We start from the raw sequence: 20,942 nt of genomic DNA, 5'->3' as shown, positions 1-20,942 counted from the left end.
ACTACCTCAACAAACTAAAAAGGCCTACTCACACGAGTAGGCTTTTGAAACTATGAAAGCTTCGTTAATAATTGATTTAAATCTTGTTTCGTTTTTGTCGTTAATGACTTCATTTTCTTAACATCTATCTTTTCTTTTTCCGCTCCTACAATTAACGGATACATACTTTGACCAATTGTTTTATACTCGGTTGGATGTGATGCTTCTAACTCTTTTTCAATTACATCCCACTTCTCATTAATTTGCTTTCCAAGTTTGTTAACTGTTTCAAATTTAGGGTTTGCCGCTAATTGCTTGTCTAAGCTTTCAATTAGTACAACTACTTCTTTCACATTTGTTTTCACAGCAACGTTTTTCTTCGGATCTTTCGTTGTTTTCCCATTATTGTCTGTACTTGTGCTTGTGCTTTGATCTGTTGCTTTTCCACTAGTAGTTTGATCATTCGTTTTTCCTGTCGTTTCTTTTTCTTTCGTTTTGCCATTTTGATTTTGAGTAGATGTTTTGCCGTTACTTTCTGTGCTTGATGATTCTTTCGTATTTTTTGAATCCTTATCTGTTTTTTCATTCGAAGAAGTATTTGTGTCTTTTTCAGTATCTTTCGTTGTTTTTGACGCTTCATCTGCACTTGTCGTTTTTGATTGTTCCTCATTTTGTGCAGTTGCTTGGTCCTTCTTCGCTGCATCTTTATCCGTGGAGGTACTACAAGCTGCCATAGTAAGCATTGTACCAATTGTAATCGAAGCGATAGCGACTTTTTTCATTTTCATAAAAATCCCCCTATGTTTACAATTTTATCCTCCTCTTTACGATTCTATTTTCCATTAAAAAATTCCTTTTCACACGAATCACCATCTTTCCGACAGTAATCTTCATAATAATACGTACAAAAAATGATAAAATGATTTTAATATTCGAGTTTCTTCTACCCTATTTTTCTACTACGTAATAAAAGAAAAAGAGTATATTGTCACATAAAGAATTGTAATCTACATGTGGCAATATACTCTCATATCAACTTTTTCTCTTTTTTGACATTTTATTTATACAAAAAAATAAAATAAGCCAACTTTTTTTGTTTCTCAACTTTGTTAACATAATATTTTTATGAATAACCACCATTCGAATGAATCACTTGCCCAGTAACCCACTTCGCTTCATCACCTACTAAAAAGGAAATTAAGCGCGCAACATCCATTGATTCTCCAACTCTTCCTTGCGGGAATTTCCATACTAAATGATGCTGTAATTCTTCAGTAATCCATCCTGTATTCGTTGGCCCTGGATCCACAGCATTGACTGTAATCCCCTTCTCCATAGCAACTGGTGCAACTGACTTTGTAAATGCCTCTATTGCTCCTTTCGTTGCTGCGTATGCAAGTTCATCGGGCATTGGCCCTAATGACTGCCCTGAAGTAAGATTAATGATACTTCCACTCGTTTTGAGTGAAAAATGTTTAATAAATAATGAACTTAATAACATAGTAGCACGAACATTAACCGTATAATGTTTATCTAACTGTTCTACATCTAGCTCTTCAATTTTCGTATGAGTAGAATAAGCTGCATTATTAATAAGAATAGATGGTTCGCCTAATCGTTCTGATACCATATACAATACACGATTAGGCGAATAAGACTGCGATAAGTTGATTTCTGCCATTTCACATCGAACGCCATAACTTTCAATTTCCTTTTTCAATAAAAAAGGTTCTTGATCATTCATTCCCCACGGCATTGCTTTATCATACCGAGGCCAGTACGTGAAAAAAATGTCTATCCCCTTTTGAGCAAGCACCTTGCATACAGCTGCACCAATTCCATTAAGACGAGTTGCCCCTGTTACAATTGCTATTTTCTTCACTTTTTCTCCTCCATCTATGGATAAATCCTCTGTACGAATACAGAGGATCTATCTTCTTAATTAATATTTGACAATATACGTTTTGCACCTAATTTTAAAATTCTAATTAAAATTAAATTGGCAATGGTAAACAGTATAAATAAAATAATAAACATAACCCACAGTCCTACATGAAGGACAAAGTATAATACACTTACTCCCGCTACAATAATTAAAGCTATTAAAATATTAGCTAAAAAATTCCACAAAGTCGTATATCGGCTTTTAAATAATTTCTGCTCTGTATCCCAATGAATATCTGCAGTTTGTGCATCCCAGCGTGTACCGATTAAATTGATTAACAATAAACCGTTCGCACTTAGTAAGAACCATAGTACCATAAATACTGGAGAAACCCCCGCTACAACTGCCATCGTAATACCGAATACCGCTAAAATTGATATATTAATTAGCCAAGCTGTTAATGTTTTTGCGAAAAAGATATCGGAAGCCTTTACTGGTAAGTAACGATTCACAAACCAAGAGCTTCCATCTCGAGAAAATGACGTTGTTGCAATCACATTATTTCCCATTAAAAATAAAGATGCACAAAGGCCAGCACCAATTGCAAAACCTGCTGATTCCGGATTATCAATATACCCCGTAATCCATTTTAAATTTCCATCTTGTACAAATAAAATAAAAAACAGCATAATCGGCATTACAAAAGTTTGCACAATGCAATTTAAGAAAAATTGCGGTGTACGGAATAACGTTTTAAATTCTTTTTTCACATATGCTTTTAAATGAGAACTTTGTACCGTTGATTTCTGTAAACCTTCTGCTGAAATTACCTCTTTCTTTGCTGTACTCGTTGAAAGCCCAATAACCCCTTTCAAATAGGTGCGCTCTGCAATGTAATAAAACAGCCCGAAAAACGCGATAGAAATAAGCATGTAAATAAGAACGTATAATAGGCCTTTCCACGCTGCACTTTCTACTAATCCCATCGCTCCAAAATATGTAGTTGGAAAATAATTTGTCATTTGTATGAAAAGTGAGGATTGATTATTTGCAAGATAATTCGCAACCGAATCTCCAGCTCCAGATACTGCACTTTTATTTCTCCATTGCATAAACACATTAATTCCTACGATAAATAATATACTTACAATTCCAATGAATATATTTCCTCGATCTTTATTTTTCGCTATATTCGTATACCTCATAATAATTGTCATAATTAACGAAGCTAAAACTAGCGGAATGATCGGGAAGAATAAGTAAATGACAATCATATAAATGTAATATGTAATGAAAGCACCACTCTTTAAACCGTAAGTAATAAAGATAGGCAATAAAATAAACGAGCTCATTACGTATTGTGTAATTAACACTGTAAAGAACTTTGCCGAAATAATTTGCGCTGGTTTTAACGGTAACGGTAGCAACATTTCAACATCATTACTATAGTAAAACACTGTTAAAATGTTCATAATACTCATCAAAAATACCCATATACTAGCAACTGCTAATCCCATCGCAATAACAATTCCTGGATGCTGTCCGAGGTGTATCATTCCTTCATATATTCCATGGGTCATCGAACCGAATATTAAAAAACCTACAAATAAAATGGCTGCAAATGAAAATAAATACGCCCATCTTTTCTTTTTATCTGTTATGAAATCTGCATAATTTAATTTCAATAATACCTTTGTTAACGTCCAAATTTTACTCATTGCCCGTCATCTCCAAGAACATTTTTTCAAGTGATTCATTGGATTTAAAATGATCTCTCATTTCATCTAAATTCCCTTTAAACTGCAAATTCCCCTTATTAATTATAGCAACGCGGTCACATATTTTTTCCGCTACTTCTAGTACGTGTGTAGAGAAAAATACAATCTTCCCTTTATCTGCATGTTCTCTCATCATTTCTTTTAAAATATAGGCAGATTTCGGATCAAGCCCCGTTAATGGCTCATCTAAAATCCACACATCCGGTTCGTGTAAAAGCACACCAATAATAACAATCTTTTGTCTCATACCGTGTGAATAACTTTGAATTTGATCCGATAAAGCATTATAAAGATCAAATTTCTTTGCTAAAGACTCTATTCGTTCTTGTCGTACTTCTTTCGGCACTTCATACATATCAGCCATAAAGTTTAAATATTCAATTCCTTTTAATCGTAAAAACATATCTGGACTATCTGGAACATAACCGAACGTCTTTTTCGCTTCCATCGGCTCTTTCATAATATCTTTGCCGTTAATCGTAATGGTCCCTTTGTCCACCCCATGAATACCAGTAATCATCTTAATTGTCGTTGATTTACCGGCACCATTCGGTCCTAAAAAACCAAAGATTTCTCCGCTAGGTACTGTTAAACTTAAATCTTTCACTGCATATGAAGATCCATTATAACTTTTTGACACATTCGTAATTTCAATCATTACATCCAATCCTTTCCTTAATTACCAAATAACTATATTAACATTATAGCATACTTATATTTTTAGATTTTTATTATTTTTCAGTTTTATCTAGTTGTACTTTTATCCTTTAAAATAAATATAAGCACCAAGTCCAACTATTAAAACAACGGCTAATATAATATAAATCATCGTAAGCCTTTTAATATTTCCTTTTGTCGCTTTACTATAATTCGCATCACCATTTCGCCCAATTAATACCGTACCAATTACAGTAATAACTACAAGTAATATAACGATCATTATCCAAGTTAGCATTTTTTTCTCCCCCTCCTTACAAACATTTTACGATATTTTCCTTTTTATTTTACAGAATATTTATCCTTTTTTACTATTATTATGAAACAAACTGTAAAACTATTATTACCATTCATTTCTACATGTGATATATTTATAACATATAGTGATTTATTTCTAACACCGAAAGGAGAATCCATCGTGAAAACAACTTGGATTAAATATTTAGGATTTCTCGGTTTCTTTGGCTTTCTAGGATTTTTTTATGAAAAAGGCTTGTTTACTATGTTTTGTTTTTTCTCCTTTTTCACAACGTATAGAAAAGTTCATCATGATGAGCTTTTTGAACAGATTGTAAATAAATCGTGCCGAAATGCCTTTATCGTTACATTACTAACAACCGCTATCATTATGTTTATTGAAATGTTATTTCCGAATCCTACATTACAAGAGATTGATATCGCCCTTATTTTCGGCACACTCATTCTTACGTTCGGCTTCTCTATTTTCTTTTACGATAAACCAATTGATGAAATGGAAGATGCACCATGGCGTTCGTAACGAAGATAAAAGAATACCGTGCCAAATTGAATATGACACAAGAAGATTTAGCGAAACAAGTTGGTGTACGTCGTGAAACGATTAGCCATCTTGAAAAAGGAAAGTATAATCCTTCATTGCAGCTTGCTCACGATATAGCGAAGACACTTCATAGTTCTATTGATGAAATCTTTATTTTTGATGATTAAGAAAAGGCACCAAGTCTAATATGTAATACTGAATCTAAAGTAATTAAAGATATACTACACAACGACGCATATTGCTTAACAATGTAGTTTTATGGTGTATCAACACTTTGCTTGATACGCCTATTTTTTATAGTTTTTATCACTACATTTATCAAATCGACAAATAGGTTGCAACGAAAATACCGTCCTTTTTTCAGAACCATAAAAAAGTACCGGCATCCTTCCCATGAAGAATACCGGTACTTCCCATTTACCCCACTAATTATAGTTTCACTTTATCACCCATACAAAACCGCATGAAATACGCCTAACAGTAAGTATTGATCCTCAATATAATCATCATCATATACATTCATCTCGATGTGATACATGTCTTCCTCAAGACGAATATTCCAATCTGCAATTACATAGCCGTTTCGTAATAACTTTCCAAGCCCAAGTGAAGTTTTGTGAACAACATATTCTTCTGTGTTATATGTAAAGGTAAATAAGAAATTTGCATCCAATAACTTTCCGTCACATACAAGCATTTCATGCTCTGCATCATTATTATCGATGTACGTTACTAAAATCTTTCTTTGGCGCTGCCTACTTACATCCTTTGCAATGACGCGAATATTGTCCTTACTATCCTTTATTTCGTAAATGATATTACTACCAACTTTTGGAATGAAGTCTAGCACTTTCATCAACGTATTTTTATAATAGCCCCGTACTACGCCTACTTGTTTGCTTCCATTGTAAACCTCTATCGACGTCGTATCCGCTTTACTATCACACGGTCGTTTGTAAGAAAGCTGCATCATTCGCTCTCCTCTTAAGTACTGATCAAACGTCACAGGATATTCTATCGCGCGCAGTTCCTTATTTAGCTCATATAAATAGCGTTGAACGCTCTCTACTAATGTTGCAGTAGATATACGCTCCTGAAGTTCAAATTGTTGCCAACTGGAAGAAACTCCCCACTGATCGTCCTCTTCATAGAAGAATCCGAGAATTACTTCATCACGGTCACTCGTTTCATAATTCATTTGTACGTTCTGCCCATGTTGAACTTGTTCCATCCACTGTCCTAAATAAATGCCGAGCTCTGCGACCTTCATACATGACTTCTGAAAAAGTACTCTGTCACCGACACGAATTGTTAAATCCCCTTCAATAAAACCCTTTGTATAAGAGACATATCGTGGCTCATCCTTCTGCGGAATAGCCTTGTCTAACTCAAATAAAAACGTTAACATCCTTCACTCACCTCTAGTTGTTACACAGCTCAAACCTGACATCGAATCACTCTGAAAAACTATGCATATACGTATATTTAATTCATGCATTATAACACATGAATGACCTTAGTATAGTAGCGCTATTTTTCAATCCATATATTAGTTGAACGATTTTTCAAATATATCTAACACAACTTACAATATATCAACGATTTTTTCGATATATCGATATATCGATTTATCGACAAATATCAACATGATTAAAATGAGGCTACCTTTTCTTCCGCCACTTCCACAATTTCTAAAATTTGTAACAAACTCTCCACTTCATAAGTCGGCTTAACGCCTGTCGTATTCTCTTTTAAACTAGGATTATACCAACAAGTATCAATACCGTAATCTTCTCCGCCTTTCATATCAGAAGTTAGCGAATCTCCAACCATTAGTACACTTGATTTATCAGTAATGCCAAGCTTTTCAAATGCATAGTCAAAAATCTCACGAGCTGGTTTTTGATGGCCTACTTCTTCTGAAATAATAATATGATCAAAGAAGTTACTTAAAGGCGAATTTCCAATTCTAGATTGTTGCACTTTTGTATATCCATTCGTAATGATACCTAACTTACAATCTTGAAGATTCTCGCATAATTGCACTGCACCTTCTATAAGATGTACTTCTTTCCCCAAGTTTTCAAGGTATACATCACTAAATTGCTGTGCATCCACTTCTAGATTATGAAGAGCAAATAATTGTCTAAATCGATCTACTGCTAATTCACTTAGCGTAATCATTTTATTTTCTAAATCTCTCCATAATCCATTACTAATCTCTTTATAACTTGCAAGATAATCATCATACCCTGTAGGCATTCCGAACTGTACAAACGCATTATGTAATGCGTTTCTTTCTGTTTCAGGGAAATCTAATAATGTATCGTCTACGTCAAATAATATAACTTTGTATTTCATGATGTTCTCCTCAATTCCTATATTAAAAACTTCATTCTTATAGCTTAATTATAAGCTTTTATATATTTCATTATAAAGTGCTTTGACTCGCTCTTTATAGAATACACCTTTATCTTCTATTTTCAAATGTGCTATAAATAAGTTTGCAAGCATAACCGAGGTATCTAATCTATAAAACAAACTAACGATATGAGGAGTAGCGTTAAAGATATTATCATTCTTATATCCATCTTTAAATTCATCCCAACTAACCTCATTCGTTTCAGCTATTCTCATAAGCTCCAATAATGGATTACCAATTAGAGCGTTATCCCAATCAACTATCGCTTTAACTTCTCCGTTATATCCAATTAAATTTGCTGGTCGAATGTCCATATGCAATAAACTTTTCGTATGATCCGCCCTACTAAGAATATGTTCAATTGATTGTGCATCTGGAAGTTTAATATTACAGTTCGTAATTGTATTAAAACCTTCTACTCTTTTCACAATTCGTTCCGCTATACGCTTACTAATTGGCTCTCTAATGTTTTGCTCGTAATGTAAACCTTCAAGTGACATACTATGAAGCTTGTTAACTAGCTCTCCTATTTTATACGCAGGAATAGGCATATGATCCGTAGCCACATAATCCGAAATTAAAAAATCAAGGTCGGTAGAAAGATGCAATCCGTATATCCTTGGTACTGGAATACCTTTTGAATTACAAAACTTAGAAAGCTCTGCTTCCTTTTGCAACGAGAGTCGACTATTAAATAAATCTTCATTTATATTTTCCACTTCACGTTCCCACGGCACTCGAAATGCTAAAGGTCCTTTTTCTGAATCTCCTCGAAAAACAATATTTTGCACTCCTGTTCCAATCACCTTTAAATCCTGAACAGCTAAATCCTTATATTCTTGACTTAATATTGTTGTTAGCTTTCCCCTTAACTCTTCTGCTTTTAAACGTGTATGAATCATTTTATCCCCCGATTCGTAAGTTCTTTTCACCCATTTCCCCCTCGGTGCACAACATCCTCATAAACGAAATTATATCAACAATAATAAAAGGAGACTAATCTAAATCAGCCTCCCTTCTTGTTATTTATCTTCCAAAAGTAATTCTTTCATTTCCTCTAATGATTCTTTCGTAAAGCCAAGTCCTTTTTCAGCATATGCTTCAATAGATCCATACTGCTTTTTAATTTCATCAATCGCAGCCTGTAAATACTCAGCGCGTGCTTCAAACATCGCCCCTAATATTGCTCTACTTTCATCGTTTTGTAATTTGGCACCTAAAAATGCCATCATTTTTTCGTTTAACTTTTCACGGAAACCGTTACTTAGTAAATAGTCTTGCATTACCGTTTCTTCTGATACACCTAATAGAAGTAATAATAATGCTGAGCCAAAGCCAGTCCGATCTTTACCGGCTGTACAATGATTCACTAACGGTAAGTTTTCTGGATTTTGTGCTAACTGTAAAAAGCTCACAAACGCCTCATTACCCTTCACAAAATCTTGATTCATTTTCACTAAATATTCACCAGGTTTTCCTAATACAGATAAGTCACCAACCTGGAAAAACTCATTTATATTTAAATCTTTCGCTAAGTCTTGCATAACTGGTATGCATACTTGACGAGCACCCTTAATGCCTGGGTTCGGCTTATGCTTCACTTCAAAATCTGTACGGTAATCACAAATTAGTTTTAATCCCAACTTCTGTAAATACTCGATATCCCATTCTGTTAATCCTGCTAACTCTTCAGAACGATACAATTTGCCCCATTTTACTTTACGGCCTTCTGTCGTTTCATATCCTCCCATATCACGGAAGTTAAACGCTCCTTGTAATGGTAATCTGCGCTCCGCTACAGTTACCACTTGTCCATTACTTCCTACTAACCTAAAATATGGACGCTCATTTTCGCTCGGGTTTTCAATTGTACATGATGACTCTCCAATTACCGTTACAAGTAACTCTCCATTTTCTTCAATATGTTCTGGTGAAGTACTCCAATAAATACGAACTTCTTCTATATTATTTTCCCACTCTATATGTAACGTATTATCTTCATTTCGTTCTACAGTTGCTTGTAACCAATTTTTTTGTTGCTTCATACTTTCACCAACGCTTTCTTCGTATAGTCAAATCCTTCTCTATTGTATTATAGGAAAGCTTACTTTGTCGTTTTGATTTTTCTGTTTATCTTACAAACATACAAAAAGTTCTTTTATTTGTTCATAAGTTGTACACGGATTACCGCGAAAAACATAAGCGATTTGCTCATCACCTAAATCTTCATATACAACTGTGCCTCGGTCCTGGTGTGAATAAAACTCTAAACCATTTACTACTTGTTTCGCGCCATAATTCGTTGTCCATGAAGAAATAGGATAGTACGCTTTATTTTTATGCCTACAAACCCAAAGTGCATATAGTTTATTCTCTTCGTCCCAGTATACATACTGCATTTCATCATTTCCGAATCCAATCGATTCGAGCTTCCAACTTAACTTTTTATGAATTGGCAATTGCGAATATGATACGTCATCTGGAGAATTCCATTCATGACATCTTCCTATCTCACCAACTTCACCTCTTTTCGCTTGAAAGCTTAAATGGTGAAACGGTGTATGTAATATCGTTTTCGCAAACTCCGTATTTACCGGCTGTAACTCGAATAAGAACCTTTCCATTTGATCTTGGTTTACATATCCAAGATCAATAGAAATTTCAATTTGCGTTTTCCATTTAGATGTTACATAACTTTCTTTCCCCTTATAATTTACACCTTTCCAATACACAAGCCCTTTATATTGAAAACAATCTCCTTTTGCCTGAGAAAGACAACTATCTGGAAACACCGGTTCCATTATATCAAGAAAAAATTCCTTAACTCGAAACTTGCTAGTTGGGGTAATAACTTGAAAACAAAAAGTTTCCCACTTTTCCCCTTCATTACGTTCTGAAAACTTTTCAATTTTCCAGCCTTCTAACAATATTTTCGGATACAGTAAAGTGAATGAATGCAATGTTTGCTTCAACATATATACTCCCTCCCGCTAAATGAGTTCGGGAGAGTATGTCATTCATCCTTCTAAAACTTTCTCACATATCGCTCAGTAGAACTTAGCAGCTGACATCCGTTCTTTTCAAAAATATCCTTCATCCACTCATTTTTCACATTTGTCTCGCCAATATAATAAGAAGCTCCTATTTCTTTTAAGACAAACATCGCCCCTGTAAATAATGCTGCTTCATACCCTTTATTTCGCATATTTGGAGCAACTGCAAAATACATGAGTCTCCCTTCTTCTAACGTACCTCTCTCAATATACGGGATTACAATTCCTATTAGCTCTTCACCTACAACCGCTGTTAAACAATGTTCTTTCCATTGCCCACCAATTTCTTGCTCCATCATATGTACAAATTGATCATACGCTACTTGTTCTTCCGTCACTTCATTCCAAAGAGAGTGAAAGGCTTCTTCTCCTACTTCCTCAACAAGCTTAAAATCGATATCACTTTCTATATCATCCACTTCATATATATCCTTAAATACAATTATGTTTTCAGCAAAATGTTCAAATGAATGCTTTCCGAAACATTTCCTATACGCATCATAATTTGGGCTTTTTGAAGAAATCTCAACATGCAGTTTTTCTAATCCATCTTTTTCTACCTCAGCAACGCAACGTTGCATCATCTCTTCTAATTGCTCTTCTGTCAAAACCTCTGCATTATTTTCTTTTATCACTATAGAAGAAGCACTTCTTCTTATTTTGAAATATTTTTCTAACTGTTCTATATTCGTCATATTCTTCCCTCATCTATATCATACTCGAATTTCTAATTGTTCTCCTTGCATGAGCAGGATTGTCCTTGAATATCTAGAATACTAGAAAATATCGCATCTTTAAAGTGCGAAGGAGGTTCTCCATTGGATATTTACCATAACAATGAAGATGAGAGAATTGTTACCCCCTTAGTATCGATGTTGTATCATGACTTCCCGCAAGATGAGTTAATTTCAATTATTCATAAAAAAATAAAAAGGCTTCCTCAAATTAGAAAACGCCTTTCGCTTAATGAGTATTGTATTTTAGGTGCCAACATTAAAACCTTTTTACGCACAATATTTTTTAGAACAAAAGATGATCATAACCTAGCCTTTACAGCACATAACACAGAAAGAATGTTAAAAGAACTTCCTAACTATTATTAAAAATAAGGAGAAAAATTATGGGTTATATTGAAGACATGAGAAAACGAGTAGGAAATCATCCACTTATTTTAATAGGATCACACGCAATTGTATTAAATGAGAAAAATGAAATATTACTGCAGCTCCGTACAGATTTTAACCGCTGGGGTATTATCGGCGGGGCCTTAGAATATAACGAAACATTAGAAGACGCTTTAAAACGAGAAGTATTTGAAGAAACTGGGCTTATTATCAAAAATCCAGAAATGTTCCGTACATATTCTGGCCCAGAATTTTTTCAAATCTATCCAAACGGTGATCAAGTGCATGGTGTACTCGTTGTTTATATTTGCCGCGAATTCCAAGGTGAGCTTGTATGCGACTATACTGAATCGAAAGAACTGCACTTCTTTTCACTTGATGAGTTACCTAGTAATCTTCCTCCTGTAATCGAAAGAGTTATTACAGATTTCAAACAAAAACAAGGGAACGCTTAACGTTCCCTCTCAAACCCAATCCGTTTTTTAATTCCCGCTAAATTTGCCTTCGCAATAGCCCGTGCCCTCTCAGCACCTCTTTCTAACGCTTCATATAATAAGTGCGGCTCATTCATATACGTTGCGTATTTTTCCCTAGGGCCTGCTAATTCACGGTCTACAACGCGGAATAATTCTTTTTTCACATCGCCCCATCCAATTCCAGTCTCATACTTTTCACGCATCGACTGAATTTCATCTTCTGTCGCAAATTCTTTATATATTGTAAATAACGTTTCTAGTTCTTTCGGTTCATTTGGAAGTGAAGAATCTGTTTTTATTTTAAAAATGAGCTTTCGGAGTTTTTCTTGCTCTGCAAATAGTGGGATAACATTTCCATAGCTCTTGCTCATCTTTCTTCCATCAAGTCCGGGTAAAATCGCTCCTTCTTCTTGTATCACATACTCTGGAAGCGTAAATGTCGTGCCGAATGTATGATTAAAATACGTCGCAATATCACGAGCGATTTCAATATGCTGAATTTGATCTTTTCCGACTGGTACATGAGTAGCTTGAAATAATAATATGTCAGCCGCCATTAAAATCGGGTACGTATATAACCCCATATTAACTCCTGCATCGATTTCTAAACCCGCTTCTTTATTTTGCTCTACCTTCGCTTTATACGCATGAGCACGGTTCATAAGTCCTTTCGGAGTTAGACAAGCTAATATCCAAGCTAATTCTAAAATCTCTGGTACTTCTGTTTGTCGATAGAAAATCACATCTTCTCCAAGTCCAAGTGATAACCAAGTAGCTGCTACCTCTTTCGTATAACTACTAAACTGACTCGGATCATGCACAGCATTTAATGCATGATAGTCAGCTATAAAATACAATGCTTTTCCTTCATTATTCTTTGACATTTGTAATGCAGGTTTAATCGCTCCAATATAATTTCCTAAATGCGGATATCCTGTTGGCTTAATTCCTGTTAACATTATTTTCCCATTCACCCTAACTCCTCCTTTCTCAAAATAAAAAGAGCCCCTCATCCTTAAAAAGGACGAGAGACTCCCGCGGTACCACCTTTATTAGCTATCATTAGCTCACTTCATACTTCGATAACGTGAAGTAACCGTCTTTAACCTACTCATTTCAGTTAGAAGCTCCAGAGCCCATTCCATATTCATCCCTTACTGATTCTCACCACATATCAGCTCTCTGAAAAGTTTCGAATATGTACTCTTCTCTTTCATTGCTTTTCCACTTATTCTCCACAGTTTATCACACTTCGCTTCCAAATAAACCCTAATTTTCTGTTTTATATAGCAGGAATTTCCACTTTAATTGTTTAATAGTATATAGGTTTATAGAAATAATTGAAACATCTTTGGAGGTTTTTTTCATGGTAAAATATATATCAATTTTAGGTTCAACAGGGTCCATCGGCACATCTGCATTAGATGTCGTTTCAGCTCATCCTGAACATTTTAAAATCGTCGGTTTAACCGCAAATTATAATGTCGATCTTCTCGAAAAACAAATTGAAACGTTTCAACCTCATATTGTAAACGTTGCGACAAAAGAATTAGCAGATACATTACGTTCTCGTATTTCAACAAATACGAAAATTACATATGGGACTGATGGTTTAATTGCAGTAGCTACTCATCCTGATACAAATCTTGTATTAAGTTCCGTTGTCGGTGTTTCAGGATTACTTCCAACGATTGAAGCATTAAAAGCAAAGAAAGATATTGCCATCGCTAACAAAGAAACTTTAGTTGCAGCTGGACATATCGTAACCGAATTAGCGAAACAAAACGGATGTCGCTTAATTCCAGTTGATAGCGAACACTCAGCCATCTTCCAATGTTTAAACGGAGAAAATAATAAAGAAATCGAAAAACTAATTGTTACAGCTTCTGGTGGCGCTTTTCGTGATAAAGCACGTGAAGAAATGAAACTATTACAAGCGAAGGATGCTTTAAAACACCCAAACTGGTTAATGGGGGCAAAACTAACAATCGATTCTGCCACATTAATGAATAAAGGGTTTGAAGTGATGGAAGCGAGATGGTTATTTGATATTCCTTACGAAAAAATTGATGTTATGATCCATAAAGAAAGTATTATTCATTCTTTAGTCGAATTTATTGACGGATCAGTCATGGCACAACTTGGTGCTCCTGATATGAGAATGCCGATTCAATATGCGTTTCACTACCCTACTCGACTACCTTCTTCCTATGAAAAATTAAATTTACTAGAAATCGGTAGTTTACATTTTGAAAAACCAGATTTAGAGAAGTTCCCATGTCTACAATACGCATATGAATGTGGCAAAATCGGTGGTACTACTCCCGCCGTATTAAATGCAGCGAATGAAATTGCAAATGCACTATTTCTTAAAAATGAAATTGCATTTTTCGATATTGAAAAAACAATTTACAAAACAGTTGAGGCTCATCATAACGTAAAAGATCCTTCTTTAGATGCCATATTGGAAGTTGATCAATGGGCGCGCCAATATGCAAATCAATTGTTAATGAAAAAGAGCTAAAACAGTTTTATCTGTTTCAGCTCTTTTTTCACGTATTCAACTTAACAAATCTATAACCATGCGTCACTAACACTTTTAGTATCGCATATCCCGGAATTGCTAAAATAACCCCCATAATTCCAAATAAATTCCCTGCGGTCAAAATGATAAATATGATTGTAATGGGATGAATATCTAACTTTTTCCCCATTACTTGTGGTGAAATAAATTTCCCTTCTGCTAGTTGTACAACCATCATTACAATAATTACTTTTAAAATCATTGCTGGTGAGTCAATAAATGCGATAATTAATGCTGGTGTTATCGCAATAACAGGGCCTACATACGGAACAACGTTTACAATCATCGCCAAAATAGCGAGTAATACGGCGTATTTAATTCCAATGATTAAATACCCGATAAATAACATAATTCCGATAAATAGACTAACAATGATTTGTCCCCTAATATACGAACTAATCGCATAATGCATATCATCTAGTATTCTCTTCGCAGCTGGTTGCCTTTGCTCAGATATAAACTTTAAAAAGTGATTCGGTAACTGTTCGCCATCCTTTAAAAGATAGAACAATATAAAGGGAACCATCACAAATGTTAAGACGACCTCAGTTACTGTGCTTAAAAATCCTGTTACATTTCCCGTTACTGATGATAACGATTTTGTAAAATCTACTGTGTAATCTTTTACTATATTCGCAACATCAACATTTAAATTCTCTTGAATTTTACCAAGTAAATTACTTTCTCCAAGTCTACGTGCTGCTCTTTCAATCTCATGACCGAAATACGGTAAGTTACTTATTAACGCATCAATTTGGTCCCTAATAATCGGGATAACCGTTACAACTAAAAACACAAATAGCCCTAATACAAGTATATATATAGAAGCTATCGATACAATTCTTGAAACACCCTTCTTCTCTAGAAATGAAACGAAAGGATGCAAGATGTAAAATAGGACTCCCGCCAATAACACTGGGAAGAAGATTGTTTTCAAAAAGACAATAAACGGTGTAAAGACAAATGAAATTTTTGTTAGCAACAATATGTTAATGAACAATAATGCAAATCCAAGTAACACCGCTAAATAATTTTGTTCTTTAAAAAACTTTTTCAGCTTATCTCTTTTTCTCAAATTTACTTTCTCCAACTATACCACCTCAGTTAATGATGAAAAGCCCTTATAAAGGGCTTTTCATCATTGTATATATTATAAATTTATCTTCTTGCGACCTTTACGATAAATGATACAATGAGAATTAGAACAATCGCCCCTATGTATACACACCATCTAACAAAGGACACTAAGCACAATAATTCATCACCTAGCCAAACCCCTAGTAAACAAGCGATTATATTTCCGAACATACGAGCAGGAAAATCTTTACCTGTTATAGAAACTGCAATTGTACCTATAATAGTATGACTCTATTTAGCTACCAACTTATTACTTAATCCTTATATTTATTATATCCAGAAAAGAAAAATCTTGTCAAACGCATGAAAAAACAGCCTAAAAGGAGATTATAAACTATGATTCAAAAATTAATAGTAAACTCTTACGATACAGCTACGTCTATTTTAAAAATTCAAATTCCCGCTTATGAAATTGAGGCAAAATATATAAATAGTACAGCCATCCCCCGTTTATATGATACTGTAACTGATATTCAAAATTGTGATGAAACTTTTTACGGATATTTTTATGAAGACTTACTCACCGGATTTATTTCTTTTAAAATTGATGAAGATGTAGTTGATATTCATCGTTTAGTAGTCTCACCCGATCATTTTCATAAAGGGATTGCAACCAAGCTGCTCCTACATATATTTGACATGTTCTCCTCTTCTGAAACGTATATTGTACAAACAGGTAAGGCAAATACTCCCGCTATCGCATTATATAAAAAACACGGCTTCATTGAAGTAATAGATACAACACTCCCTGATGGTATGATTCTTACACAACTCAAAAAGACAGAAAATACGAAATAATTTGACTTAGTTGTTTCTTTATGTTATTTTTTACTTTATACAACCTTTTGCTGAGTCCATTTTTTTGGAGCGGGGGAACCATTTATGTAGCTTTTTGCTACTTGGGGCGAATCTTTTTAAGTAGGGAAACTCTCACTTCCCGAGTCCGACAGCTAACCTCGTAAGCGTAATGGGAGAGGAAGGTGCTTTTTGCCTATGTTACACAGTATACCTCCTTAACTATAAATTATGGAATCGATATCAAACAGAAACCTATATTTATAGAAAAGGAGACATGTATAATGTTACGTTTATCAGATCACGAAGTAAAAATGATGGAGCAACGCATTCGATTAGAACAACAACGTACGTATCAAGCAAACAAAATGGTCGATAATTTACATCACAAATACTTTTTCCAACATATTTTTCAGCCGAAAAGATAAATAGATTATACGTACGATATAATGTAATACAAAAGGCTTTGCAATTTATAATTGCAAAGCCTTTTGTATTACCACTAAAAATAATCTTGCATTAATTTATTCATCCAATCTGGAACACATACATTTTCCCTTGCATCAAAAGCAGTAATGTATGGTTTTATATCTAAAATAGCCGTTCGATCATTAGCGTCTAATCCTTGCACAGTAATAACATTATTTTTAATCGACAATATTTCAACAGTAGTTATTCCAATAGGGTTTGGACGATACTTTGTCCGTTGCGCAAAACATCCCTTTTCATCAAAATCACTTAATCCCCTTGGCTTTCTAACCCACGACTCGTTATTTTCTTCCTGGAAATCATTCATATAAAAAATAACAATTGCATGAGAATAATCCTCAAGCCCAGCTAATCCTCCAATATACTCTGGATATATTTTAATGTTAGAAATAACACTTCCCCAATTACTGTACACTTTTTCATCTATAGAAGATCGCACTTCACCAATCTTCACCATATGAATATGATCCATTTCTTCCCCTTCTTTATGTAGCACTAGTTACTTCCTCGCCTTCACAATAAAAGTAGTCGGCACCATTCTAGCTTTATATAAAGAATAGTATTTTGTAGAAGGCTCTGCCATTTCTTCATCAAACCTACTGGCTGGTTCAGGTTCTTCTATTCTCTCAATTGTAAATCCGGCTCTATTTAACTCATTTATGTATGTACTCATTTTTCTTTTATATAATGTCGCTTGTACTGCTTCTCCTTTAAATGTTTCAAACGTAATAGGAGTTTCTTCATGATAGGAAGACTTTAAAACAATTTCTTCTGTACCATACTGTAAGTTTGAATATACCGGATGCTCCCAGCTAAAAATAAAACTCCCTCCTGGCTTTAAATATGAATAAATAATTTCTAATGTTCTCCCTAAATCTGAAGTCCATCCTAATGCATAGATGGAGTATACAATATCAAAATACCCTTTCGGAATATTTACTTCCTCTTCCATTGCTCCGCATATTAACTTCGGATTCCAAGACTTTAACGTTTCATTCGCTGTTTTAATTTGCGTACTCGAAAGGTCAAGTCCCCATAATTCCTTTGCACCATGTTCCGCCATGTATCGCAAAGAATGCCCACTACCACATCCAATATCGAGAACAGTTTTATTCTCAATTGAATCAAATAAATGGATTTCGTCCTCTGATGCCGTATACGGTCCGTATTTAGGTAAACAATCTACTTGAAAAAAATGAGGTGCTACTACGTCCCAGCACTTTTTATTTAGCTCTAACATTTTTGTTTGTTCCACCACTTTTACATTCCCCTCTCTTTTTTCTTCTCCTATACGAATTAACCGTTATAACCTGATCTTCCTTTTCTTTTAGCTCGATAATTTTTCACTTTTGCGATTGTACCACAAGCTCTGCCTTCTTCCCCTCCAGCATACATGCCACACCATCTTTTACTTCCATTACGGGAATGGTCGTAAAAGACCCAGCGGCAATCTGGACACGCTTTTAATCGCCCCCATTGTTTTTGATTAATAGCCTTCAAAATAATTTGTAACATCTTCGTATACAAATTATTTTCTCCTATCGGTTCATATGCGATATCCTCCATATTTTCTGCCACACATACTCGGAATGGATATTTCTCAAACCACTTTTGCAACATTCCCTGCTCTTCAACAGTACGACGAATATCCTCTCTAAATTGCTTTAACTCGTCCAAGGTATGAAACAATAGCTCCTCTTTCCAATATTTCTCCCTAAATGTTATAACATCATCTATCGTCTGAAACTGATCTATAGGATTTCTTGTATCATTTGGTATTCTCCATGTATTTAAAAATTCTCTCATTATCTCAAGTTGATCAGGTGCCTCTTGATTTTGGCTCAAATATATTCACCATCTTTCTAAAATTTACTTTTTTCTGACTTTATGTATAATTATAATATAAAATCGTTAACCAGTAATTAATTTTAATGGTTACATAATTAGGAGGAGTTCTATGAAAAATTTCTCAATTCCGATTCGTTTTATGCTCATTTCTTCATTTTTTATGGCTTTTGGGTATTTTGCGGTATATGCATTTTTAACTATTTATCTATTAAATTTTCTACACTTTTCAGCTGTACAAGTCGGAACAGTTTTAACGATTATGACAATTACATCTAGAGTTATCCCTTTATTCTCAGGATTAATCGCTGACAAAATAGGCTATATCTTTATGATGATAGCCGGATTATTTTTAAGAGGAATTGGATTTATTTTCTTAGGAATATGCTCAGATTTCTATACAATTTCTATTTCTTCCGCTCTCATTGGATTTGGGACTGCATTTTACGAACCTGCAGCTCGCGCCATATTCGGTTCACAACCAGCTCATATGAGAAAAAGTTTATTTACATACTTAAACCTTAGTTTTAATTGCGGTGCGATAATCGGACCAATTGCAGGAGGTTTCTTACTCCTATTAGATCCGATATATGCTTTCGCACTAGCCGGATTTCTCATGCTATTATTTGCTCTTATTTTTTATTTTCTTAAAAACCACTTCCAAGTTTCTACTGAAAACACGTCTATTACATTAGGAATACAAGCCATCTTACAAAATAAAATTTTTCTTTCATTTTCATTTATTATGATTTTCTTCTACATTATGTTTACTCAGCTTACTGTCGCACTTCCACTTCATATGAAAAACATTAGTCATAGTAACCAACTCGCTACTTTAGTTATTACAATAAATGCAATAACAGGCGTCATATTTATGATATTATTCCGAAAGATTTTTCATAAATACAATACACTCTCTATCATTAAATACGGTGTTTTATTAATGGGAATTTCCTTTTCACTCATTCCTTTATTCCAGCACCCATATTGGCTTTTTATTTGTGTAATTTTATTTACAATTGGAGAGACACTCGTATTACCTAACGCTGACATCGCTATTGCGAATTACAGTAACGAATCATACACAGCTACATATTTCGGCTTTTATCAACTTTCACTCGCATTTGGTTTTATTATTGGTAATTACACAGGGACATGGTTTACATCGAACTTACAGAAAACGTTCGTACCATGGCTTATTTTCGGTGCATGTGGATTGATTGGCTTTCTTTCACTACATATTTTAAATAAGAAAAACCTTTTCTCTAAAGAAAACATGTCCCTATGTAAAGGTACGGAACATCTTTAATAAATTACAATTGGGGCAGAATCACATCGCGCTATCCAGCAAAGATTTTAAAGTAGCCCCTAAATGAAAATTTTCTTTCTTCACAGTTAGTTATTTTGAGAAATCAGCTCATTTTTTTGTTTTAGGAATGTTTATTTTTCTTAAATTGATAGGCAATGTGGCGGGATTCCATGCCCATCAAGCAAAGATTGTAAAGTACCCCCATAACAAAAATTTCACCTTATATATACTCCAAAGATAGATTAAAAAATATAATAGTTGTTTAAAAAAGATAATGTGAATTTGGAAATCATTCCATCTTTTATTATTATCCTATACAATGAAGAAAGAATATTTCGGTAATTTGATTGGGAAACGGGTAGAAAAGGAGAGAAACTCCTGCCCTATTCCCCACTTAGTCCAATTTAAATACGTAATAAATAAAACCGACTCCGATTACAGAGCCGGTTTCTACTGCGTTAGCCTACATTTACATAGGAGTTCTAATACGTGTGTCCTTTCGAATCTCCTATTTAGAGTCGCAATTTTACGTTTTCTTTCATTTTCAATC

The 20,942-nt window shown here is 34.4% G+C and carries 24 protein-coding genes, 1 pseudogene, 1 riboswitch and 1 other annotated feature; of the genes and pseudogenes, 8 read left to right on the top strand and 17 right to left on the bottom strand.

Going from position 1 to position 20,942, the window contains the following annotated elements:
- Nucleotides 1-50: 50 nt before the first annotated feature.
- From MR109_RS21845 to MR109_RS21825, 5 genes are all read right to left on the bottom strand, one after another.
- Entirely contained in the window at nucleotides 51-767 is a 717-nt protein-coding gene (locus MR109_RS21845) for a hypothetical protein (protein WP_242273848.1), read from the bottom strand.
- Nucleotides 768-1,102: 335 nt separating this feature from the next.
- Nucleotides 1,103-1,861, bottom strand: coding sequence for an SDR family oxidoreductase (locus MR109_RS21840; protein WP_071719043.1), 759 nt, complete (start codon nucleotides 1,859-1,861; stop codon nucleotides 1,103-1,105).
- A 56-nt stretch (nucleotides 1,862-1,917) separates the two neighbouring features.
- The gene (locus MR109_RS21835; RefSeq protein WP_242273847.1) at nucleotides 1,918-3,582 is read right to left on the bottom strand and encodes a putative ABC transporter permease subunit; all 1,665 of its coding nucleotides are present in this window, start codon (nucleotides 3,580-3,582) and stop codon (nucleotides 1,918-1,920) included.
- Entirely contained in the window at nucleotides 3,575-4,300 is a 726-nt protein-coding gene (locus MR109_RS21830; protein ID WP_048373143.1) for an ABC transporter ATP-binding protein, read from the bottom strand. The genes MR109_RS21835 and MR109_RS21830 overlap by 8 nt, the downstream gene beginning before the upstream one ends.
- 102 nt (nucleotides 4,301-4,402) lie before the next feature.
- Nucleotides 4,403-4,597: a hypothetical protein gene (locus MR109_RS21825; protein ID WP_002172685.1), complete on the bottom strand. Its 195-nt coding sequence runs from the start codon at nucleotides 4,595-4,597 to the stop codon at nucleotides 4,403-4,405.
- 180 nt (nucleotides 4,598-4,777) lie between these two features.
- Here MR109_RS21825 and MR109_RS21820 point away from each other — a divergent pair, with 180 nt between their 5' ends.
- Both MR109_RS21820 and MR109_RS21815 read left to right on the top strand, forming a co-directional pair.
- The gene (locus MR109_RS21820; protein WP_071719046.1) at nucleotides 4,778-5,137 is read left to right on the top strand and encodes a DUF3796 domain-containing protein; all 360 of its coding nucleotides are present in this window, start codon (nucleotides 4,778-4,780) and stop codon (nucleotides 5,135-5,137) included.
- Entirely contained in the window at nucleotides 5,125-5,325 is a 201-nt protein-coding gene (locus tag MR109_RS21815) for a helix-turn-helix transcriptional regulator (RefSeq protein ID WP_048373146.1), read from the top strand. Before MR109_RS21820 ends, MR109_RS21815 begins: the two co-directional genes overlap by 13 nt.
- Before the next feature lie 278 nt (nucleotides 5,326-5,603).
- Here the strand turns inward: MR109_RS21815 and MR109_RS21810 are convergent, their stop codons facing one another.
- The 6 genes from MR109_RS21810 to MR109_RS21785 all read right to left on the bottom strand — a co-directional run bounded on the left by MR109_RS21810 (nucleotide 5,604) and on the right by MR109_RS21785 (nucleotide 11,328).
- Nucleotides 5,604-6,566 carry a tubby C-terminal domain-like protein gene (locus tag MR109_RS21810; protein ID WP_242273846.1) on the bottom strand — a complete coding sequence of 321 codons (963 nt, stop codon included), beginning with the start codon at nucleotides 6,564-6,566 and terminating at the stop codon, nucleotides 5,604-5,606.
- 242 nt (nucleotides 6,567-6,808) lie between these two features.
- On the bottom strand, nucleotides 6,809-7,519 hold the full coding sequence (locus MR109_RS21805; RefSeq protein ID WP_242273845.1) for a YjjG family noncanonical pyrimidine nucleotidase: 711 nt from the start codon (nucleotides 7,517-7,519) through the stop codon (nucleotides 6,809-6,811).
- A 48-nt stretch (nucleotides 7,520-7,567) separates the two neighbouring features.
- Nucleotides 7,568-8,512 carry a phosphotransferase family protein gene (locus tag MR109_RS21800; protein ID WP_242273843.1) on the bottom strand — a complete coding sequence of 315 codons (945 nt, stop codon included), beginning with the start codon at nucleotides 8,510-8,512 and terminating at the stop codon, nucleotides 7,568-7,570.
- A gap of 90 nt (nucleotides 8,513-8,602) precedes the next feature.
- Nucleotides 8,603-9,625, bottom strand: coding sequence for a tyrosine-protein phosphatase (locus MR109_RS21795; RefSeq protein WP_242273842.1), 1,023 nt, complete (start codon nucleotides 9,623-9,625; stop codon nucleotides 8,603-8,605).
- Nucleotides 9,626-9,715: 90 nt separating this feature from the next.
- On the bottom strand, nucleotides 9,716-10,555 hold the full coding sequence (locus tag MR109_RS21790; RefSeq protein ID WP_071719052.1) for a hypothetical protein: 840 nt from the start codon (nucleotides 10,553-10,555) through the stop codon (nucleotides 9,716-9,718).
- A gap of 50 nt (nucleotides 10,556-10,605) precedes the next feature.
- Nucleotides 10,606-11,328, bottom strand: a complete 723-nt coding sequence (locus MR109_RS21785; protein ID WP_071719053.1) for a GNAT family N-acetyltransferase — start codon at nucleotides 11,326-11,328, stop codon at nucleotides 10,606-10,608.
- Between the two features lie 120 nt (nucleotides 11,329-11,448).
- Between MR109_RS21785 and MR109_RS21780 the strand changes: the two are divergent.
- Nucleotides 11,449-11,736 (top strand): annotated as a pseudogene (locus MR109_RS21780) (DUF2785 domain-containing protein); the annotation flags it as partial.
- 17 nt (nucleotides 11,737-11,753) lie between these two features.
- Nucleotides 11,754-12,212, top strand: a complete 459-nt coding sequence (locus tag MR109_RS21775) for an NUDIX hydrolase (RefSeq protein ID WP_098307984.1) — start codon at nucleotides 11,754-11,756, stop codon at nucleotides 12,210-12,212.
- Here the strand turns inward: MR109_RS21775 and MR109_RS21770 are convergent.
- A complete protein-coding gene (locus tag MR109_RS21770) occupies nucleotides 12,209-13,246 on the bottom strand; it encodes a tryptophan--tRNA ligase (RefSeq protein WP_242273841.1) in 1,038 nt (345 codons plus the stop codon). The genes MR109_RS21775 and MR109_RS21770 overlap by 4 nt on opposite strands.
- 4 nt (nucleotides 13,247-13,250) lie before the next feature.
- Nucleotides 13,251-13,459, bottom strand: a binding site (T-box leader).
- A 140-nt stretch (nucleotides 13,460-13,599) separates the two neighbouring features.
- On the opposite strand from MR109_RS21770, the gene MR109_RS21765 reads away from it, so the two are divergent.
- Complete coding sequence (locus tag MR109_RS21765) at nucleotides 13,600-14,757, top strand: 1-deoxy-D-xylulose-5-phosphate reductoisomerase (RefSeq protein ID WP_242273839.1); 1,158 nt, start codon at nucleotides 13,600-13,602, stop codon at nucleotides 14,755-14,757.
- 28 nt (nucleotides 14,758-14,785) lie between these two features.
- Here the strand turns inward: MR109_RS21765 and MR109_RS21760 are convergent, their stop codons facing one another.
- Both MR109_RS21760 and MR109_RS21755 read right to left on the bottom strand, forming a co-directional pair.
- The gene (locus MR109_RS21760) at nucleotides 14,786-15,907 is read right to left on the bottom strand and encodes an AI-2E family transporter (protein ID WP_025148681.1); all 1,122 of its coding nucleotides are present in this window, start codon (nucleotides 15,905-15,907) and stop codon (nucleotides 14,786-14,788) included.
- Nucleotides 15,908-15,975: 68 nt separating this feature from the next.
- Nucleotides 15,976-16,176 (bottom strand): GlsB/YeaQ/YmgE family stress response membrane protein, encoded by a 201-nt coding sequence (locus tag MR109_RS21755; RefSeq protein ID WP_242273894.1) that lies wholly within the window; start codon nucleotides 16,174-16,176, stop codon nucleotides 15,976-15,978.
- A 114-nt stretch (nucleotides 16,177-16,290) separates the two neighbouring features.
- Here MR109_RS21755 and MR109_RS21750 point away from each other — a divergent pair, with 114 nt between their 5' ends.
- Both MR109_RS21750 and MR109_RS21745 read left to right on the top strand, forming a co-directional pair.
- Nucleotides 16,291-16,752 (top strand): GNAT family N-acetyltransferase, encoded by a 462-nt coding sequence (locus MR109_RS21750; RefSeq protein ID WP_071719057.1) that lies wholly within the window; start codon nucleotides 16,291-16,293, stop codon nucleotides 16,750-16,752.
- Nucleotides 16,753-16,790: 38 nt separating this feature from the next.
- A riboswitch (cyclic di-AMP (ydaO/yuaA leader) is annotated at nucleotides 16,791-16,935 on the top strand.
- Between the two features lie 98 nt (nucleotides 16,936-17,033).
- Entirely contained in the window at nucleotides 17,034-17,177 is a 144-nt protein-coding gene (locus tag MR109_RS21745) for a hypothetical protein (protein ID WP_002172701.1), read from the top strand.
- 74 nt (nucleotides 17,178-17,251) lie between these two features.
- Here the strand turns inward: MR109_RS21745 and tsaA are convergent, their stop codons facing one another.
- Genes tsaA through MR109_RS21730 form a run of 3 tightly spaced genes read right to left on the bottom strand, consistent with a single transcriptional unit; the run spans nucleotide 17,252 to nucleotide 19,044 of the window.
- Nucleotides 17,252-17,710 carry a tRNA (N6-threonylcarbamoyladenosine(37)-N6)-methyltransferase TrmO gene (gene tsaA, locus MR109_RS21740; protein ID WP_071719107.1) on the bottom strand — a complete coding sequence of 153 codons (459 nt, stop codon included), beginning with the start codon at nucleotides 17,708-17,710 and terminating at the stop codon, nucleotides 17,252-17,254.
- 27 nt (nucleotides 17,711-17,737) lie between these two features.
- Nucleotides 17,738-18,493: a class I SAM-dependent methyltransferase gene (locus MR109_RS21735; protein WP_071719108.1), complete on the bottom strand. Its 756-nt coding sequence runs from the start codon at nucleotides 18,491-18,493 to the stop codon at nucleotides 17,738-17,740.
- 41 nt (nucleotides 18,494-18,534) lie between these two features.
- Nucleotides 18,535-19,044 carry a CGNR zinc finger domain-containing protein gene (locus MR109_RS21730; RefSeq protein ID WP_071719109.1) on the bottom strand — a complete coding sequence of 170 codons (510 nt, stop codon included), beginning with the start codon at nucleotides 19,042-19,044 and terminating at the stop codon, nucleotides 18,535-18,537.
- A 151-nt stretch (nucleotides 19,045-19,195) separates the two neighbouring features.
- Here MR109_RS21730 and MR109_RS21725 point away from each other — a divergent pair, with 151 nt between their 5' ends.
- The gene (locus MR109_RS21725; protein ID WP_242273837.1) at nucleotides 19,196-20,392 is read left to right on the top strand and encodes an MDR family MFS transporter; all 1,197 of its coding nucleotides are present in this window, start codon (nucleotides 19,196-19,198) and stop codon (nucleotides 20,390-20,392) included.
- Nucleotides 20,393-20,942: the final 550 nt, after the last annotated feature.

Origin of the sequence: Bacillus cereus group sp. BfR-BA-01310 (assembly GCF_022664325.1) — a bacterium.
GTDB lineage: Bacteria > Bacillota > Bacilli > Bacillales > Bacillaceae_G > Bacillus_A > Bacillus_A paramycoides.
This window is presented reverse-complemented; position numbering and strand designations above follow the sequence as displayed.

Excerpts from the sequence above, each read along its gene's own strand:
- MR109_RS21830 (WP_048373143.1), bottom strand. The coding sequence starts at position 4,300 with ATGATTGAAATTACGAATGTGTCAAAAAGTTATAATGGATCTTCATAT.
- MR109_RS21795 (WP_242273842.1), bottom strand. The coding sequence starts at position 9,625 with ATGAAGCAACAAAAAAATTGGTTACAAGCAACTGTAGAACGAAATGAA.
- MR109_RS21775 (WP_098307984.1), top strand. The coding sequence starts at position 11,754 with ATGGGTTATATTGAAGACATGAGAAAACGAGTAGGAAATCATCCACTT.
- MR109_RS21730 (WP_071719109.1), bottom strand. The coding sequence starts at position 19,044 with ATGAGAGAATTTTTAAATACATGGAGAATACCAAATGATACAAGAAAT.
- MR109_RS21835 (WP_242273847.1), bottom strand. The coding sequence starts at position 3,582 with ATGAGTAAAATTTGGACGTTAACAAAGGTATTATTGAAATTAAATTAT.
- tsaA (WP_071719107.1), bottom strand. The coding sequence starts at position 17,710 with ATGGATCATATTCATATGGTGAAGATTGGTGAAGTGCGATCTTCTATA.
- MR109_RS21790 (WP_071719052.1), bottom strand. The coding sequence starts at position 10,555 with ATGTTGAAGCAAACATTGCATTCATTCACTTTACTGTATCCGAAAATA.
- MR109_RS21770 (WP_242273841.1), bottom strand. The coding sequence starts at position 13,246 with ATGAGGGGCTCTTTTTATTTTGAGAAAGGAGGAGTTAGGGTGAATGGG.
- MR109_RS21805 (WP_242273845.1), bottom strand. The coding sequence starts at position 7,519 with ATGAAATACAAAGTTATATTATTTGACGTAGACGATACATTATTAGAT.
- MR109_RS21845 (WP_242273848.1), bottom strand. The coding sequence starts at position 767 with ATGAAAATGAAAAAAGTCGCTATCGCTTCGATTACAATTGGTACAATG.
- MR109_RS21810 (WP_242273846.1), bottom strand. The coding sequence starts at position 6,566 with ATGTTAACGTTTTTATTTGAGTTAGACAAGGCTATTCCGCAGAAGGAT.
- MR109_RS21785 (WP_071719053.1), bottom strand. The coding sequence starts at position 11,328 with ATGACGAATATAGAACAGTTAGAAAAATATTTCAAAATAAGAAGAAGT.
- MR109_RS21765 (WP_242273839.1), top strand. The coding sequence starts at position 13,600 with ATGGTAAAATATATATCAATTTTAGGTTCAACAGGGTCCATCGGCACA.
- MR109_RS21825 (WP_002172685.1), bottom strand. The coding sequence starts at position 4,597 with ATGCTAACTTGGATAATGATCGTTATATTACTTGTAGTTATTACTGTA.
- MR109_RS21815 (WP_048373146.1), top strand. The coding sequence starts at position 5,125 with ATGGCGTTCGTAACGAAGATAAAAGAATACCGTGCCAAATTGAATATG.
- MR109_RS21745 (WP_002172701.1), top strand. The coding sequence starts at position 17,034 with ATGTTACGTTTATCAGATCACGAAGTAAAAATGATGGAGCAACGCATT.
- MR109_RS21725 (WP_242273837.1), top strand. The coding sequence starts at position 19,196 with ATGAAAAATTTCTCAATTCCGATTCGTTTTATGCTCATTTCTTCATTT.
- MR109_RS21750 (WP_071719057.1), top strand. The coding sequence starts at position 16,291 with ATGATTCAAAAATTAATAGTAAACTCTTACGATACAGCTACGTCTATT.